Source organism: Streptomyces flavusporus, from assembly GCF_046267975.1.
Classification (GTDB): domain Bacteria; phylum Actinomycetota; class Actinomycetes; order Streptomycetales; family Streptomycetaceae; genus Streptomyces; species Streptomyces flavusporus.
In genome coordinates, this window is the sequence record NZ_CP176503.1 from 4,253,659 (window position 1) to 4,269,012 (window position 15,354).

A 15,354-nucleotide genomic window follows, 5' to 3' on the forward strand; every position below is an offset into this window, starting at 1 on the left:
GTCAGAGGCGACAGGTCGCGGACGCGCACCGGCAGAGGTCCACGTGCAGACGCACCACGAGCGGAACGCTTCGGGGCGTGGCGGACACAGCTGCGGACTTCACCCGCAGACCGTAACACTTGAACTTTGGGAACCTCAAAGCCTGGCTTTGAGAGGCGCGAGACAACTATGACCCGAACAACGCAAAGTGCCCCGGTTTCCGAGGGGTCGGGAACCGGGGCACCTGTTGGCGTGTGACGGACCTTACGACGTCTGCCCCTGCGCGCGGGCCGCGTCGTCGGCGACGTCCTCCTGGCTGCGGTTGGCCTCCAGGTTGGCCTTCACCCGGTCCACCTTCTGCACGATCCCGACGGAGGCCCGGTCCCGCTCCTTGCGCAGCACCACGAAGCTGATCGGCGCGGAGAGGACGAGGGCGAGCAGCAGGACCCAGACGCCGTTGGAGGCGCCCAGTCCGCGCGGGGCGAGGCCGGTGTAGACGAGGCCCCAGACGACCACGAAGCAGCCCACGAAGATTCCGAGGCGCATCAGTGTGTAGCGGAGCATCTCAATCCACTCTTCCGTTCCCGAACGTCACCAAAGGGCACCCTCCAGTGAAGCACGCCACTGCGCCGATCTTGGAAGGGGGTGCGTACGGTCAGGCCAGAGGCAGCAGCATCATGATGTCGTCCCGGTCGTCCCCCGGCTCCACCCGGATCGCGCCGGGCACGCGGCCGACCTCCTTGTAGCCGCAGGAGCCGTAGAACCGCTCCAGACCCAGCCCGCCCCGGCAGGTGAGCCGTATCGCCTCGATCCCGTCGAACGTACGGGCCGCGTCCGCGGCGGCGGCCAGCAGGTCGCGGCCGTAGCCCTTGCCCTGGTGGCGCGGGTGCACCATCACCGTGTACAGCCACAGCCAGTGCGTCATGAGCCGGTGCGTGTTGAAGGTGAGGAACGCGGTCGCGGCCACCCGTCCGTCCTCGTCGTGCCCGACGAGCAGCCGGGCCCGGCCCTCACTGAGGGCGGCCAGCTGCTTCACCAGCTCCGGCCGGATCGCCTCCCGCGCCACCGGGGGGACGAAGCCGACGGCTCCGCCCGCGTTGGACACGTCGGTCCAGAGGTCGAGGATGCCGTCGTGGAGGGCGGGGTCGACGGCGGGGTCGAGTGTGAAAGTAAGGGGCACGGCGTCATAGTAGCCATTACGACAACGCTCGCGCCGCCACTTTCAGATCGGCAACCAGCCCCTCGTACGCGGCCTTCCGATCCTTGTCGTCCTGTGCCCGCAACACCGACGACGGATGCACCGTCGCCACCAGCTTCTCCGGCCGGCCGTGGATCTCGCGCTCCAGCAGCGCCCCTCTTACCTCCCCGACCCGGAACGACGAGCCCAGCAGCGCCTTCCCCGCGGTCGCGCCCAGGAGCACGATCAGCTCGGGCTCCACGACGGCCAGCTCGGCGGCCAGCCAGGGGCCGCACGCGGTCATCTCCCGGAGGGTCGGCGTCTTGTGGATACGGCGCTTGCGCGGCTCGGCCTGGGTGAACTTGAAGTGCTTGACGGCGTTGGTGACATAGGCATCGCCGGGGTCGATGCCCGCCTCGGCCAGCGCCCGGTCCAGCAGCCGCCCGGCCGGCCCCACGAACGGTTTGCCCTGCCGGTCCTCCTGGTCCCCGGGCTGCTCGCCGACGAGCATCACGCGCGCGTGGTCGTTCCCGGTGCCGAACACGGTCTGCGTGGCGTCCCTGTGCAGCGGGCAGCCCCGGCAGTCGGCGGCGGCCCGGCGCAGGGCGTCCAGATCGCCGGCCTCGTCGGGGACGAAGGGCTCGGCGGTGTACGCGTCTTCGGGTGCGGTCGTACGAGGGGTCACCCATGCCGGGTACCCCTCACGGACGCTCACACCCGCATCGGCTGCGGTGACTCCCGGCGCGCGGGGTCGGCACCCTCGTACTCCCGGATGATCTCGTACCGCGTGTTCCGTTCGACCGGGCGGAAGCCCGCGTCGCGGATCAGGTCCAGCAGGTCGTCGCGGGTCAGCTTGTTCGGGGTGCCGTAGTTGTCGGCATCGTGCGTGATCTTGTACTCGACGACCGAGCCGTCCATGTCGTCGGCGCCGTGCTGGAGGGCGAGCTGGGCGGTCTGGATGCCGTGCATGACCCAGAAGACCTTGACGTGCTGGACGTTGTCGAACAGCAGCCGGGAGACGGCGAAGGTCTTCAGGGCCTCGGCGGGGGTCGCCATCGCGGTCCTGGCCTGCAGCCGGTTGCGTACCTTGCCGTCCTTCATGTCGACGAAGTCGTGCTGGTAGCGCAGCGGGATGAAGACCTGGAAGCCGCCGGTCTCGTCCTGGAGCTCACGCAGCCGCAGCACGTGGTCGACGCGGTGGCGGGGCTCCTCGATGTGGCCGTACAGCATGGTGCAGGGGGTCTTGAGCCCCTTCTCGTGCGCCAGCCGGTGGATACGGGACCAGTCCTCCCAGTGGGTCCGGTGATCCACGATGTGCTGCCGGACCTCCCAGTCGAAGATCTCGGCGCCGCCGCCGGTGAGGGACTCGAGGCCGGCGTCGATCAGCTCGTCGAGGATCTCCGAGGCGGACAGCCCGGAGATCGTCTCGAAGTGATGGATCTCCGTCGCCGTGAAGGCCTTCAACGACACGTTTGGCAGGGCGGCCTTCAGCTCGCGCAGGGAGCGCGGGTAGTAGCGCCACGGCAGGTTGGGGTGCAGCCCGTTGACGATGTGCAGCTCGGTGAGGTTCTCGCTCTCCATCGCCTTGGCGAGCTTGACGGCCTCCTCGATGCGCATCGTGTACGCGTCCTTCTCGCCCGGCTTGCGCTGGAAGGAGCAGTAGGCGCAGGACGCGGTGCACACGTTCGTCATGTTGAGGTGCCGGTTGACGTTGAAGTGCACGACGTCACCGTTCTTCCGTGTCCGCACCTCGTGGGCGAGCCCGCCGAGCCAGGCGAGGTCGTCCGACTCGTACAGCGCGATGCCGTCCTCCCGGGTCAGGCGGACGCCCGCCCTCACCTTCTCCTCCAGCTCGCGCTTGAGCCCGACGTCCATGCGTATGCCCTTTCTACGACAACTCCGCCCAACCGTACTCCCCCGCCCTTCGGGCGGGAGGTGCCCCCAGACGGCGCTGCGCGCCTAGACCTCCTCCGGCAGCTCACCCACCCGGTTCTCCCACTTCGTGGAGAGCACGATGGTGGTACGGGTCCGGGACACGCCCTTGGTCCCGCTCAGCCGCCGGATGATCCTCTCCAGTCCGTCGACGTCCGTCGCGCGCACCTTGAGCATGAAGGAGTCGTCGCCCGCGATGAACCAGCAGTCCTCGATCTCGGGCAGGTCCTTCAGCCGGCGTGCCACGTCCTCGTGGTCGGCGGCGTCGGAGAGCGAGATGCCGATCAGGGCGGTGACGCCGAGACCGAGCGAGGCGGCGTTCACGGTGGCGCGGTAGCCGGTGATCACACCAGCCGCCTCCAGCCGGTTGATGCGGTCGGTGACGCTGGGGCCCGACAGGCCGACGAGGCGCCCCAGCTCCGCGTAGGAGGCCCGGCCGTTCTCCCTCAGGGCCTGGATGAGCTGCCTGTCCACGGCGTCCATGCGATCGAAACCTTCCGCTGAAGTGTCTGAAGAGTTCCTGGAGTTGATGAGCGTTACGCGGTGCGGGAGTTTCCGCCGCCCAGTTCGCCCTTCCAGCGGCGGTAGAGCGTGTGCGGGACGCCTGCCGCGTCGAGGACACGTCCGGCGACGAAGTCGACGAGGTCCTGGATGTGGGTGGCGCCCGCGTAGAAGGCGGGTGAGGCCGGCACGACGGTCGCGCCCGCGTCGTCGAGGCTGACGAGATGCCGGAGCGTCTGCCCGTTCAGCGGGGCCTCCCGCACGGCCACGACCAGCGGGCGGCTCTCTTTGAGGGTCACGCTCGCCGCCCGTTGCAGCAGGTCCTTCGAGAGCCCGAGGGCCACCCCGGCGACACACGCGGTCGAGGCCGGCACGATGAGCATCCCCTTCGCGGGGTACGACCCCGAGGACGGCCCCGCCGCCAGGTCCCCGGCGCTCCAGTGCCGTACGCCCGAGATGTCCACGGCGAACGCGTCCGGTTTCCCGTCGGCCCCCCGGGCCAGCCATTCCCGCAGGTCGTCCTGCCAGTGCGCGTCCCGGAAGGGCAGACCGGTCTCATCGAGCAGCGTGAGCCGGGAGGCCCTGCTGACCACCAGGTCGACGCTCTCCCCCGCATCCAGCAGCGCACGCAGCACAGCAGCCGCGTACGGCGTACCGGACGCTCCCGACACCCCCACGATCCAAGGCACGCGCTGCGATTCCCCTGCGTTCACACCCTGAGCCTACCGGCGGACGGGAAGGTGTTCAGGACGGGGCTGGCGCCTTGGGGTCGACGGGGAGGTGGCTCGTGGCGAGGGTCAGTTTCCCCAGAGGGGAGCCGACGATCAGCTCCGGGCCGTACGCGATGGTGTCCTGCCCGAGGTAGCCGTCGGGTCCGGGATTCCACATCGTGACGCAGTGGCCCTTCAGCGGGTCGAGGATCAAGTAGTTGGCGATGCCTCGGGAGGCATACCAGCGGGGCTTCACCTCGTAGTCGCGGCGGATGCCGGCCCGGGAGACGACCTCTACGACGAGTTCGACGAGGTCCGGCGCGTACGCGATCTCGTTCCGCTGCGCATCGAGGGCGTTCCAGACCTCGTGGATCGTTCTGGCGTGGTGCGGCCTGAGCGGATACGCCACGACGCTTCCCTCGACGATCTCCGTCCGAAACCCGCGGAATGCGTCCTCGAACCGGGCCAGCTGTGTGTGCAGGCGGTCCATAGCTCGGACCGTACTCAGACCGTCAGACCCCGAACCAGAAGATCAAGCAGCGCACACACGAACAGGGCAATCCCGATGAACCCGTTGACGCTGAAGAACGCCCTGTTCACCCGCGAAAGATCATGCGGCCGCACGATCGTGTGCTCGTACAGGAACGCGCCCGCGACGATCAGCAGACCCAGCCAGAAGAACGTGCCCGCGTCGATCACCACGGCGTACCAGACGAACAGCGCCGTCGTCACGGCGTGGCAGAGCCGCGCCCCCCAGATCGCCGCCGGAATCCCGAAGCGTGCCGGGACCGACATGACGCCGATCTCGCGGTCGGTCTCGACGTCCTGGCAGGCGTAGATCAGGTCGAAGCCGCCGATCCAGATGCCGACGGCCAGACCGAGGATCACCGCGTCCCAGGACCATTCCCCCGTGATCGCCAGCCAGCCGCCGACCGGACCCATGGCCTGGGCGAGGCCGAGAATGGCCTGGGGGAAGTTCGTGAACCGTTTGCCGTAGGGGTAGACCACCATCGGGATCACCGCGACGGGGGCCAGAGCCAGGCAGAGGGGGTTGAGCAGTGCCGCCGCGCCGAGGAAGACCACCAGGGCGATGAGGGCGCCGGTCCAGGCGTGCCGTACCGACATCGCGCCCGTCACCAGTTCACGGTGGGCCGTGCGCGGGTTCCGCGCGTCGATCTCGCGGTCGATGATCCGGTTGACGGCCATCGCGAAGGTCCGCAGGCCCACCATGCAGATGGTGACCAGGAGCAGCCGGCCCCAGTGGATGTTCCTGTCCACCTGGAACATCGCCGTCAGCGACGCGATGTAGGCGAAGGGCAGCGCGAAGACCGAGTGCTCGATCACCACCAGGCGGAGGAAGGCCTTGGTGCGTCCCGGCTGCGGGATCGCGGCAGACGCGGAAGTCACAGCCCGTACTCCTTCCAGCGGCGGTCGACCTTCGCCGCCGTGTCCGGGTCGGACAGCACCATGTCCGGCCACCCGCCGTCGCGCGTGTAGCCCTCCTCGGGCCACTTCTTCGTCGCGTCGATGCCTGCCTTGCCGCCCCAGAACTGCTGGTAGGAGGCGTGGTCGAGGTGATCGACGGGGCCTTCGACGACCGTGAGGTCGCGGGCGTAGTCCGTGTTGCCGAGGGCCCGCCAGGCGACCTCGTGCAGATCGTGGACGTCACAGTCGGCGTCGACGACGACGATCAGTTTGGTCAGAGACATCATGTGCGCACCCCAGACCGCGTGCATCACCTTCTGCGCGTGCTTGGGGTACTTCTTGTCGATCGACACGATCGCGCAGTTGTGGAAACCGCCTGCCTCGGGCAGGTGGTAGTCCACGATGTCCGGGATGATGATCTTCAGCAGGGGGAGGAAGAAACGCTCGGTCGCACGGCCGAGGGGTCCGTCCTCCGTCGGGGGGCGGCCTACGACGATCGACTGCAGGAGGGGCCGCTTCCGCATCGTCACACAGTCGATCTTCAGCGCCGGGAACGGCTCCTGCGGCGTGTAGAAGCCGGTGTGGTCGCCGAACGGGCCCTCGGGCAGCATCTCACCGGGCTCGAGCCAGCCTTCGATGACGACCTCCGCCTGCGCCGGCACCTGGAGCGGCACGGTCTTGCAGTCGACCATCTCGATCCGCTTGCCCGCGATGAACCCGGCGAAGAGGTACTCGTCGATGTCGCCGGGGAGGGGGGCGGTGGAGGCGTAGGTGACGGCGGGCGGGCAGCCGAAGGCGATCGCGACCGGGAGCCGCTCGCCGCGCCTCGCGGCGACCTGGTAGTGGTTGCGGCTGTCCTTGTGGATCTGCCAGTGCATGCCGATGGTGCGCTTGTCGTGGCGCTGGAGGCGGTACAGGCCGAGGTTGCGGATCCCGGTCTCCGGGTCCTTGGTGTGGGTCAGCCCCAGGTTGAAGAAGGAGCCGCCGTCCTGCGGCCAGGTGAAGAGGGCGGGCAGCGTGTCGAGGTCGACGTCGTCGCCGCGCAGCACCACTTCCTGGACGGGCGCGTTGTCGGATTTGACCTTCTTCGGCGGTACGTGGGTCATCGCGCCGAGCTTGCCGAAGGCCTCACGCACACCGACGAACCCGTGCGGCAGCTCCGGCTTCAGCAACCCGCCGATCTTGTCGCTGATCTCGCCGTACGACTTCAGGCCCAGGGCCTTCAGCAGCCGGCGGTCGGTCCCGAAGACGTTCATGGCGAGGGGCATCGACGACCCCTTCACCTTCTCGAAGAGCAGCGCGGGACCGCCCGCCTTCTGCACCCGGTCGACGATCTCCCCGATCTCCAGATACGGGTCGACCTCCACCTTGATGCGCTTCAGGTCCCCCTCGCGCTCCAGTGCCCTGAGCAGGGAGCGAAGATCGTCGTATGCCATGGGGCCAAGTATCCCCGAGGGGCTACCCTGGCCCCGTCCCGGGGGCCGTGCGCGCGGCTCCCGACCACCCGTTCCACAAGGGGAGTGCTGATGCTCCGGATCCTGATGTTCGTGGTGCCGCTGGCACTGAGCGTGTATGCGTTCATCGACTGCATCAGCACCGACGAGAAGGACATCCGGCACATGCCCAAGCCACTGTGGGCGATCCTCGTGCTGCTGTTCCCGCTCGTCGGGTCGATCTCCTGGCTGATCGCGGGCAAGAAGCGGCACCCGTCCGCCGGCCGCCCCGGCGGCTGGGCGGCCGGCGGACGCCGGCAGCAGTGGGTCGCGCCGGACGACAACCCGGAGTTCCTGAAGTCCCTTTCCGAGGAGGACCGGGAGGACCGGGACAAGAAGAAGGACGGCGACGACAGCTGAGGCTGAGCGTCAGTACTGCGCGTACGAGCCGAGGCCGATCAGGCAGTACACGTGCTCGTTGATGGTCGCGCCGTTGAGGGTGTACCGGGAGGAGAAGGCGTACTCCGTCCTGGGGTTGTTGTTGCAGCGGCTCATGTCCGAGGTGAAGGGGATCGTCTCGATCACCTGGTAGTGGGCGTCGGATGCCGAGCAGGAGACCTCCTCTACGCCGCTGACCTCCTGTGCGGTGGTGGAGTTGGGCAGCGTTCCGTTGAGGCGGGTGCCGGATTCGCACGAGTCGGGGGCCGCGCCGACCGCCTCGGAATGACACAGGCCAGACAACTCCGCGACGCCCAGGAGGCCAGGCTGTCGCCGCTGTCGGACTGGATCGGCCTGTACGTCGAGAAGGGCGAGATCGCGCCCCTGCCGCCGGCACTGATCGAGAGCCTCGTCCTCGGCCCCGTCATCGGCACCGCCCGCCGCTGGCTGGCCGTCGGCGACGTCGACCTCGACGAGGCGGCGCGTGTCCTGCCGGAACGGATCTGGCGGTCGATCAGCGCAGAGCCGCGGTGAACGCGGACCACGCCTCGCGGCGGACGACGAGGACGGGGCCGTCAGGGTTCTTGCTGTCGCGGATGGGGACGACGGCGGGGATAGCGGGGGCGATTTCTATGCAGTTGCCGCCGTCGTTGCCGCTGTAGCTGCTTTTGATCCAGGTCGCCGCGCTCAGCTCGTGCCTGTTCATGATCGTGCCTGTACCCTTCCATCGTCTCGCCGATCAAGGCGGCAGACTCCGATGCAGACAGAGCGTCAGCCCTGAGCACATCATAGGTTCGGCTGTGGAACGCGTAGACCGCCGGATCATTGTTGAAATGGCCACGGCTCAGCGATTCCGAGTAGACCCAGCGCTCTCCGTCAGGCAGCACGATCAGCGACATGGACGTCGTGGGGCGGACAATGCCGATGCAGGCGGCCGGGGCCACCTGAATGCGGATATTGGGATGCCTCCCAAGGCTCAGCAGATGCGCACACTGGTCACGCATCACGGCAGGACTTCCCACGACGTTGCGTAGACAACTCTCGTCCAGCACGGCGACGTACAACGGCCCGTGCTCCGCGAGGAAGCGCTGCTGTCGGCTCAGTCGAGCCCGCACACGGTCCTCGGCCTCCTCACCGCTGGCGGTCTGGGACAGCAGGGCCCGTGCGTAGTCCGGCGTCTGCAACAGACCCGGGATGACCTGCTCTTGATACTCGTACAGCTGAACGGCCACCGCATCCATCTCAGCCCGGCGCTTGAACCAGTCCGGATGCTCCACCTGCGGATACCAATCAATCCGCCCCCAAAGCCGCAGCAACGCCCCGCTCGCGCCCAGCACTTCATCGCACTTCTTCGCGAACGTGTCCTGCGGAACCCTCGTCCCCGCCTCCACCCGCGCCACGAGCGAGCGGTCGCAGGGGATCTGGCCGGCCAGCGCCTCCTGCGTGAGAAACGCGGCCTCGCGGAAGTGCCGTAGTAACTCGCCGAACAGCGCGGCGTTGCTGACTCCTGCCGTTGAGTCGGCGTTGCGTTGGGTCGCAGGTTCCCCTCCGTGACAGTGCCGCGTGGCACGCGTGATGCATTGATGCGGACGGTTCCCCTGGGCGACGCTCTATACACCCAGCGTAATGAAGCGTGCTCGGAGTGGACATGGTTGAGCAGTTCGAGACAGGGACGTTCGTCTGCGACCCCCGGTCGGACAGGGTCGGCGAGTACCGCGGCAAGGCGGGCCCGTACGCGATGCTGCGCCCCGTCGGCGGCGGCCGGGAGTGGCAGGCGGACCCGGCGCGCATCCGCACGGCGACGCCGGAGGAACGGCTGAGCGCGAATGTGCGGGCGGCCAACCACCGTTCAGGGAACGGCGTTTCGGAGGCACGTCCGCCGGTGCCGGTCCCCGGGTGTGGGTCGTGCGCGGAGTTGGCGGCGTTGCGGGAGGAGGCGCGGGCCCGGTCGGACGGGAGCTTGGAGACGGACGCGGACGTACTGCTGCGCCGGCATCAGGCGCAGGCGCATCCGGAGGGCGTCCGGCGTCGAGTGTTCCGTTATGTGCCGTACTCGATGTTCCAGGAGCCGTCCGCGGAGCCGGAGTACGAGGCGTGGTGTGTCTCGGGCGAGGAGGCCGACTGCGGGGCGAGGTCGGGTCCGCGCCTCGACCCGGCGGAGGTGGAGGAGTGGCAACGCAGGCACACCCAGGAAACTCACCACGCCCGATACCGCCGTAGCTTCGTGGACTACGCGGTGCTGGAACGCCAGTAACACCACCGCCGTTGAGGCAGTGACCGTCGGCTCGGGCACGTTGCCTCGGTGCTTGCGCGCCAGCAGAGTGGACGTATGGATCAGGCACAGTCCCGCGCGTGGCTCGCCACCGCCGTCGCCGAGGCCCGTGCCGGGCTGGCGGAGGGCGGCATCCCGATCGGCGCCGCACTGTACGGCTCCGACGGCACCCTGCTCGGCCGCGGCCGCAACCGGCGCGTCCAGGACGACGACCCCTCGATGCACGCGGAGACGGCCGCGTTCCGCAACGCCGGGCGGCAGCGCTCCTACCGCGGTACGACGATGGTGACGACGCTCTCGCCGTGCTGGTACTGCTCCGGCCTGGTCCGGCAGTTCGGCATCTCACGGGTGGTGATCGGCGAGGCCGTCACCTTTCACGGCGGGCACGACTGGCTCGCGGAGCACGGCGTGGAGATCGTGCTCGTCGACGATCCCGGGTGCGTGGCGATGATGCGCGCCTTCATCGCCACGCACTCGGCTCTGTGGAACGAGGACATCGGTGAGTGAGCCACGTAACCGTTCCTGACCGGACGGAGCGGGAGTGAGCCCGCTCTGCCGCACGCCCCGGCGTAGCAGCCCCTGGAGGTGAGCCGTAGGCCTGCTACGGGGCACCGGCCTCCAGGAATGCGATCAGACGTTCGAAGCGAGCGTGCCAGCGTGGCTCCGACTCCTGCTCGCCCTCGAACTCGTGGGTGAACCGCAGGGCGCTGCCCTCCTCTCCGTCGCGCTCCAGGTGGAAGCGGATCCGGCCACCGTCCTGCACCGTGTACTCGGCGACCCGGTCCACGTCCCAGGCGGTCACGTGTCCGGAGCCGACGTCACGCAGGGTGACCGCGCCGCCGAGGCGGGGTTCGAGCACGTCGGCCGGGGTGAACCAGGCCGCGAGCCCGTCCCCCGTGGTCAGCGCGGGCCAGACCTGTTCCATGGGCCGCGGAAGACGCACCAGGAAGTGCAGGATGTGCGTGTTCCCGTGGGTCTGGCTGATGCCCTGCTCGATGGAACCGGTCATGACACCAGCCTGACCCTGCCGGGGACGATATGCACCCCTTACGGCCGCTGACCTGCGCGATCGACGACAGCCCGGTCCAGGATCGCCGTGTTGCTCGTGACCTGGCCCTTCTTGATGTCCGCGTAGTCCTCGGTGGCCACCGAGCGCTCGCCGAGGAACTCGTAGGCCTTCGCGTCGAAGATCCACTCGTCCCGGGTCGGGTTGTCGGGGTCGTCCCGAGTGATCGCGACGCCACGTCGTCCGGCGGCGTCCACCACGTTCTCCACCACCTTCACCCCAGGGATCCGCGCGACCGCGCGGAAGAGCGCCGCGCCCTGCTCGGGCGGCACGATCGCATCCCGGATCAGATCGCCGACCAGCACGAACATGGCCTGGTAGGTCTCCTGGCCGCTGTGCTCCGGAGCCACCTCGGCCAGCCAGTCGTACATCTCGTCCGGGTCGGTGGGGAGCGTCGAGAGGTGCCGGTAGTTGGTCGATACGTCGTAACCGGGCCTCCCCGGGGCCGGGTCGGGGTCGGTGGTCCACTGGCCGCGTCCGTCCTCCCGGATCAGCCCCTTGCGGGCGCCGTCCACGGACGTCCACTGCTCCAACCGGTGCAGCGGCGGGATCTTCGTCTTCTTGCCCTCCTCGTACTGGGCGTAGGACACCTTGCTGTCGACGTACACGAACTGGTCGTCGCGGATCTCGCCGTACGCGCCACCCGCGTCCTCGGCCGCCAGCGCGATGTCCTCCAGCACCGCCACGGTGGCCTTGCTGGGCGGCTGCGCGCCCGCGCCGCCTCCGGACGACGGCAGGACGACGAACGTGGCGGCGGCAGCGGTGGTGACGGCGGCAGCGGCGAACGCGGGGCGCAGCCACCTGGTGCGTGCGCGCTGCCCGGTTTCGGTCTCGGTTTCACGCCGGATCTCGGTCATCAGATGCTCCTTGAGGAGTCGGTGACGGCCCGGCGGAAGGTCGCGTTCGGGAAGCTGGTTCATCGGTTTCCCTCCCTGATGGGCCTGACCGCGGTGGTGCGGTCACCTCTCATCTGTCCGTGCGGGTGAGGCGGTTCCATATGTTTCGCGAGTTTTGTCCGCGCGCGGGAGAGCCGTGATCGTACGGTTCCGACGGGCACCCCGAGTGCCTCGGCGGCCGACTGGTAGTCGAGCCCCGACCACACGCACAGCGCCAGCACCTCGCGCTCGACGCGCCGTAGCTTGGCCAGGGCGGTGCGTACGAGGGCCAGTTGGGTCGTGTCGTCGAGCCGCCCCGCGACCTCGTCGGCGAAGTCCCGTACCGTCTCGTCGCGCGGCAGTCGGGCGACGGCGGCGGCGTGTCTTCGGGCGGCACGACGGGAGTTGCGCGCGACGTTGGTGGCGATGCCGAGCAGCCAGGGGCGCGGTGAGCCGCCGTCCTCGTCGAGCTTCTCGCGCAGCCGCCAGGCTTCCAGGAAGGTCAGCGAGACGACGTCCTCGGCCGTCGACCACTCGCCGGTGAGCCGGAAGGCGTGGTTGTAAACGGAGCGTGCGTACGCGTCGAAGAGAGCACCGAAGGCGTCGTGGTCCCCCGCGCGGATGCGTTTCCGCAGATTCGTATCCACGTCTCTTTGCCTGTCCATACGGCGAGGGCCGGTTCCCGTGACTCAGGTCACAGGAACCGGCCCTCGGCGTAGGTGAGTTCGCCGGCGGGTCACACGCCCGCGTACGAGTGCTTGCCGGAGACGAAGAGGTTCACGCCGTAGTAGTTGAACAGCCAGCACGCGAACGCGATCAGCGCCAGGTAAGCGGCCTTGCGGCCCTTCCAGCCGGCCGTGGCGCGGGCGTGCAGGTAGCAGGCGTAGGCGACCCAGGTGATGAACGACCAGGTCTCCTTGGGGTCCCAGCCCCAGTAGCGGCCCCAAGCGTCGCCGGCCCAGATGGCGCCCGCGATGATCGTGAACGTCCACAGCGGGAAGACGGCGGCGTTGATGCGGTAGGAGAACTTGTCGAGGGAGGCCGCGGCGGGCATCCGCTCCAGCACCGAGGTCGCGAAACGGCCGGGCTTGCCGCCGCTCGCGAGCTTGTTCTCGTAGGAGTCGCGGAAGAGGTAGAGCAGCGTGGAGACCGCGCCCACGTAGAACACCGCGCCGCACAGGATGGCCGTGGAGACGTGGATGTACAGCCAGTACGAGTGGAGGGCGGGAACCAACTGGTCGCTGGCGGTGTACAAGACAGTGACGGCCAGGCCGAGATCGAGGAGGACCGTGGTGACCAGGGGAAGGCCGAGCCAGCGGATGTTCTTCTTCAGCGCGAGGAGTGAGAGGTACACGCCTACGGCGACGGTGGAGAAGGTGATGTTGAACTCGTACATGTTGCCCCACGGCGCCCGCTGCACCGAGAGCGCCCGGCAGAGCACACCGGCGGCCGCGATGAGGAAAGCGAGCACGGTGAGGGACACGGCGATACGCCCGTAGAGGTCGCCCTTCTCGTCCCCGCCGTGCGCGCCGGGTCCGTCGGGTACGTCGCGGCTGCCAGCCGCGGCCCGGACGACGACCTTGGGCCGCTCCAGTACGGCGGTCCCGCCGGCCTTGCGCACGGTCACAGCCGGGGCATCGGCCGTGGTGCCGGTCTCGGCGGTGAGCGCGGCGGCGGTGCGGCCGACCTTGCTGCGGCTACCGAAGAGCCATTCGGCGATGTAGGCGAAGAAGGCCAGGGTGTAGACGGCCATCGCGGAGTAGATCAGCGTGTTGCTGAGGTTCGCGAGATTCTCGTTGGTCGCGGCGGCGAGCGTCACTGCTTCTCAGCCCCTTCGGCAGGAACAGCGGGGTCGGTTGGGTCGGGGTCATGATCGGGGTCGGGTGCGCCCGGTGCCTTCTCGTACAGGAGCCCGGCGAGGTCGCCCAGTTCCTCCGGCACCTTCGCGGACTCGCTGGGGCTGAGGCCGGCCATCTCCACGACGGTGACTCCGTCGGCGCCGCGCACCGCCCGCACCCACACGCGGCGGCGCTGGACGAACAGGGAGGCGGCAAGGCCGAAGATCGCGACGATCGCTCCGGCCAGCGCCCAGCCGCTGCCGGGCTGCCGGGCGACCTGGAAGCCGGCCCACTCCTGGACGCCCTCGAAGGTGACCGAGCCGGCGCCGTTCGGGAGCGTCATGGTCTCGCCGACCTTCAGCCGCTTCTTGAACAGCTCGCCCTTGGAGTCCTTGAACTCCTTCAGGTGGCTCTTGTCCAGCTGGTACACGCTCTGCGGGATGCCCGAGTCGACGCCCAGGTCGCCGTGGTACGCCGACAGCGCGAGCCGTGGGTTCAGCACCGCCGGGAACTGGGACAGCATCGTGCCGTGGCCCTCGCCGGCGAAGGTCGGCACGAAGAAGGCGTTGAAGCCGAGCTGTTCCTTCTCGCCCTCGGCGTTGCGGTAACCGTCCATGACCTTGATCGCACCGGAGGAGGTGACATTTTCGTCGAGCGGCAGCAGGGCGACGGCTTCGTTGTTCATCACGACATTGCCGCGGGCGTCCCGGACGGTGACGATGGGGGCGTAGCCGTGGCTGACGAGATAGACCTTCGAGTTGCCGACCTCCAGCGGCTCGTTGACCTTGATGGTGGCCTGCTGCTCCTTGCCGTAGGCGCCGACGCTGTAGGTGACGTTCGCCTGGTAGGTGCGCGGGGTGCCGCGGTTGGGGCCGGAGACCTCGTAGGTGCCCTGGAAGTCCTGCAGGTTGAAGCTGAACGCGTCCAGGTCGTCCTGGGTGAAGAGGCTGCCGGACTTGAAGTCGTCGTACTGGGTGAGGGTGTTGGCGAAGCCGTCGCCCTCGAGGATCAGCTTGTTGCCCTCGGACTTGAACAGCTGGCCCCAGCCGAAGGCGATCAGCATCACGACCAGCGCGATGTGGAAGGCGAGGTTGCCGACCTCGCGCAGATAGCCCTTCTCGGCGGCGATCGCGTCACCGGTGGCGTGGGCGCGGAAGAGGCGCTTCTTCAGCAGGGCCAGCGCGGCCTCGCGGACCTGCTCGGGCTCGGCCTCGCTGCGCCAGGTCGTGTATGCCGGGAGCCGGGTGAGGCGTTTGGGTGCGGCCGGCGGGCGGCCACGCAGCTGGCCGACGAACTGCCAGGTGCGCGGGACGATACAGCCGATGAGGGAGATGAACAGCAGGATGTAGATCGCGGAGAACCACACCGAGCTGTAGACGTGGAAGAGGCCGAGCTTGTCGTAGATCGGCGCGAGGGTTTCGTGCCGGTCGCGGAAGTCGGCGACCGCGGTGGCGTCGCTACCGGCCTGCGGGATCAGCGAGCCGGGGATCGCGGCCAGCGACAGCAGCAGGAGCAGCAGCAGCGCGACCCGCATGGAGGTGAGTTGCCGCCAGAACCAGCGGGCCCAGCCGATGACGCCGAGGGAGGGCAGGTTGGGCGCATCCTCGCGGGGCGTGGTGGACAGCTGGGAGCCGGCCGCGCCCAGATCCTGGTCCTCGCCGGGGGCAGGGGTCTGGCCGGTGGGCGCGTTGGTTGTCGTCTTGCTCAT

Annotated in this window: 21 protein-coding genes and 1 pseudogene; 4 read left to right on the plus strand and 18 right to left on the minus strand. The window is 68.7% G+C overall.

What is annotated here, in order from left to right; all coding sequences use genetic code 11:
* Window position 1: 1 nt before the first annotated feature.
* The 10 genes from ACKTSN_RS20170 to ACKTSN_RS20215 all read right to left on the minus strand — a co-directional run bounded on the left by ACKTSN_RS20170 (window position 2) and on the right by ACKTSN_RS20215 (window position 7,160).
* Window positions 2-103, minus strand: a complete 102-nt coding sequence (locus ACKTSN_RS20170; protein WP_346656957.1) for a putative leader peptide — start codon at window positions 101-103, stop codon at window positions 2-4.
* A gap of 140 nt (window positions 104-243) precedes the next feature.
* Window positions 244-543: a DUF4229 domain-containing protein gene (locus tag ACKTSN_RS20175; protein ID WP_409470391.1), complete on the minus strand. Its 300-nt coding sequence runs from the start codon at window positions 541-543 to the stop codon at window positions 244-246.
* Between the two features lie 91 nt (window positions 544-634).
* A complete protein-coding gene (locus ACKTSN_RS20180; protein ID WP_409470392.1) occupies window positions 635-1,159 on the minus strand; it encodes a GNAT family N-acetyltransferase in 525 nt (174 codons plus the stop codon).
* A 16-nt stretch (window positions 1,160-1,175) separates the two neighbouring features.
* The gene (locus ACKTSN_RS20185) at window positions 1,176-1,841 is read right to left on the minus strand and encodes a UdgX family uracil-DNA binding protein (protein WP_409470393.1); all 666 of its coding nucleotides are present in this window, start codon (window positions 1,839-1,841) and stop codon (window positions 1,176-1,178) included.
* A 26-nt stretch (window positions 1,842-1,867) separates the two neighbouring features.
* Complete coding sequence (gene mqnE, locus ACKTSN_RS20190; RefSeq protein ID WP_409470394.1) at window positions 1,868-3,031, minus strand: aminofutalosine synthase MqnE; 1,164 nt, start codon at window positions 3,029-3,031, stop codon at window positions 1,868-1,870.
* A gap of 84 nt (window positions 3,032-3,115) precedes the next feature.
* Window positions 3,116-3,571: an Lrp/AsnC family transcriptional regulator gene (locus ACKTSN_RS20195; protein ID WP_129799414.1), complete on the minus strand. Its 456-nt coding sequence runs from the start codon at window positions 3,569-3,571 to the stop codon at window positions 3,116-3,118.
* Window positions 3,572-3,624: 53 nt separating this feature from the next.
* A complete protein-coding gene (locus tag ACKTSN_RS20200) occupies window positions 3,625-4,278 on the minus strand; it encodes a UbiX family flavin prenyltransferase (RefSeq protein ID WP_409474874.1) in 654 nt (217 codons plus the stop codon).
* Window positions 4,279-4,333: 55 nt separating this feature from the next.
* Window positions 4,334-4,789, minus strand: a complete 456-nt coding sequence (locus ACKTSN_RS20205) for a Uma2 family endonuclease (protein WP_409470395.1) — start codon at window positions 4,787-4,789, stop codon at window positions 4,334-4,336.
* A gap of 14 nt (window positions 4,790-4,803) precedes the next feature.
* Window positions 4,804-5,706 (minus strand): menaquinone biosynthesis prenyltransferase MqnP, encoded by a 903-nt coding sequence (gene mqnP, locus ACKTSN_RS20210; protein ID WP_409470396.1) that lies wholly within the window; start codon window positions 5,704-5,706, stop codon window positions 4,804-4,806.
* Window positions 5,703-7,160 carry a menaquinone biosynthesis decarboxylase gene (locus ACKTSN_RS20215; RefSeq protein ID WP_409470397.1) on the minus strand — a complete coding sequence of 486 codons (1,458 nt, stop codon included), beginning with the start codon at window positions 7,158-7,160 and terminating at the stop codon, window positions 5,703-5,705. The genes mqnP and ACKTSN_RS20215 overlap by 4 nt, the downstream gene beginning before the upstream one ends.
* Window positions 7,161-7,250: 90 nt before the next feature.
* Between ACKTSN_RS20215 and ACKTSN_RS20220 the strand changes: the two genes are divergently transcribed.
* Window positions 7,251-7,577 (plus strand): PLD nuclease N-terminal domain-containing protein, encoded by a 327-nt coding sequence (locus ACKTSN_RS20220; RefSeq protein WP_409470398.1) that lies wholly within the window; start codon window positions 7,251-7,253, stop codon window positions 7,575-7,577.
* A 9-nt stretch (window positions 7,578-7,586) separates the two neighbouring features.
* On the opposite strand, the gene ACKTSN_RS20225 is transcribed toward ACKTSN_RS20220, so the two are convergent.
* Window positions 7,587-7,898 carry an LppU/SCO3897 family protein gene (locus ACKTSN_RS20225; RefSeq protein ID WP_409475127.1) on the minus strand — a complete coding sequence of 104 codons (312 nt, stop codon included), beginning with the start codon at window positions 7,896-7,898 and terminating at the stop codon, window positions 7,587-7,589.
* On the opposite strand from ACKTSN_RS20225, the pseudogene ACKTSN_RS20230 reads away from it, so the two are divergent.
* Window positions 7,863-8,129: pseudogene (locus ACKTSN_RS20230) on the plus strand (TetR/AcrR family transcriptional regulator); the annotation flags it as partial. The gene ACKTSN_RS20225 and the pseudogene ACKTSN_RS20230 sit on opposite strands and share 36 nt — an antisense overlap.
* Here ACKTSN_RS20230 and ACKTSN_RS20235 read toward each other — a convergent pair.
* Both ACKTSN_RS20235 and ACKTSN_RS20240 read right to left on the minus strand, forming a co-directional pair.
* Entirely contained in the window at window positions 8,110-8,223 is a 114-nt protein-coding gene (locus ACKTSN_RS20235) for a DUF397 domain-containing protein (protein ID WP_409474875.1), read from the minus strand. The pseudogene ACKTSN_RS20230 and the gene ACKTSN_RS20235 overlap by 20 nt on opposite strands.
* Entirely contained in the window at window positions 8,171-9,085 is a 915-nt protein-coding gene (locus ACKTSN_RS20240; RefSeq protein ID WP_409474876.1) for a helix-turn-helix domain-containing protein, read from the minus strand. Before ACKTSN_RS20240 ends, ACKTSN_RS20235 begins: the two co-directional genes overlap by 53 nt.
* Before the next feature lie 158 nt (window positions 9,086-9,243).
* Between ACKTSN_RS20240 and ACKTSN_RS20245 the strand changes: the two genes are divergently transcribed.
* Window positions 9,244-9,849: a hypothetical protein gene (locus tag ACKTSN_RS20245; RefSeq protein ID WP_409470399.1), complete on the plus strand. Its 606-nt coding sequence runs from the start codon at window positions 9,244-9,246 to the stop codon at window positions 9,847-9,849.
* 75 nt (window positions 9,850-9,924) lie between these two features.
* Entirely contained in the window at window positions 9,925-10,374 is a 450-nt protein-coding gene (locus ACKTSN_RS20250) for a nucleoside deaminase (protein WP_409470400.1), read from the plus strand.
* A 94-nt stretch (window positions 10,375-10,468) separates the two neighbouring features.
* Here the strand turns inward: ACKTSN_RS20250 and ACKTSN_RS20255 are convergent, their stop codons facing one another.
* The 5 genes from ACKTSN_RS20255 to resB all read right to left on the minus strand — a co-directional run bounded on the left by ACKTSN_RS20255 (window position 10,469) and on the right by resB (window position 15,354).
* On the minus strand, window positions 10,469-10,876 hold the full coding sequence (locus tag ACKTSN_RS20255; RefSeq protein ID WP_409470401.1) for an SRPBCC domain-containing protein: 408 nt from the start codon (window positions 10,874-10,876) through the stop codon (window positions 10,469-10,471).
* 38 nt (window positions 10,877-10,914) lie between these two features.
* Window positions 10,915-11,853 carry a CU044_5270 family protein gene (locus ACKTSN_RS20260; protein WP_409470402.1) on the minus strand — a complete coding sequence of 313 codons (939 nt, stop codon included), beginning with the start codon at window positions 11,851-11,853 and terminating at the stop codon, window positions 10,915-10,917.
* A complete protein-coding gene (locus ACKTSN_RS20265) occupies window positions 11,850-12,455 on the minus strand; it encodes an RNA polymerase sigma factor (RefSeq protein ID WP_409470403.1) in 606 nt (201 codons plus the stop codon). The genes ACKTSN_RS20260 and ACKTSN_RS20265 overlap by 4 nt, the downstream gene beginning before the upstream one ends.
* Before the next feature lie 89 nt (window positions 12,456-12,544).
* Window positions 12,545-13,627, minus strand: a complete 1,083-nt coding sequence (gene ccsB / locus ACKTSN_RS20270) for a c-type cytochrome biogenesis protein CcsB (RefSeq protein WP_409470404.1) — start codon at window positions 13,625-13,627, stop codon at window positions 12,545-12,547.
* Complete coding sequence (resB, locus tag ACKTSN_RS20275; protein WP_409470405.1) at window positions 13,624-15,354, minus strand: cytochrome c biogenesis protein ResB; 1,731 nt, start codon at window positions 15,352-15,354, stop codon at window positions 13,624-13,626. The genes ccsB and resB overlap by 4 nt, the downstream gene beginning before the upstream one ends.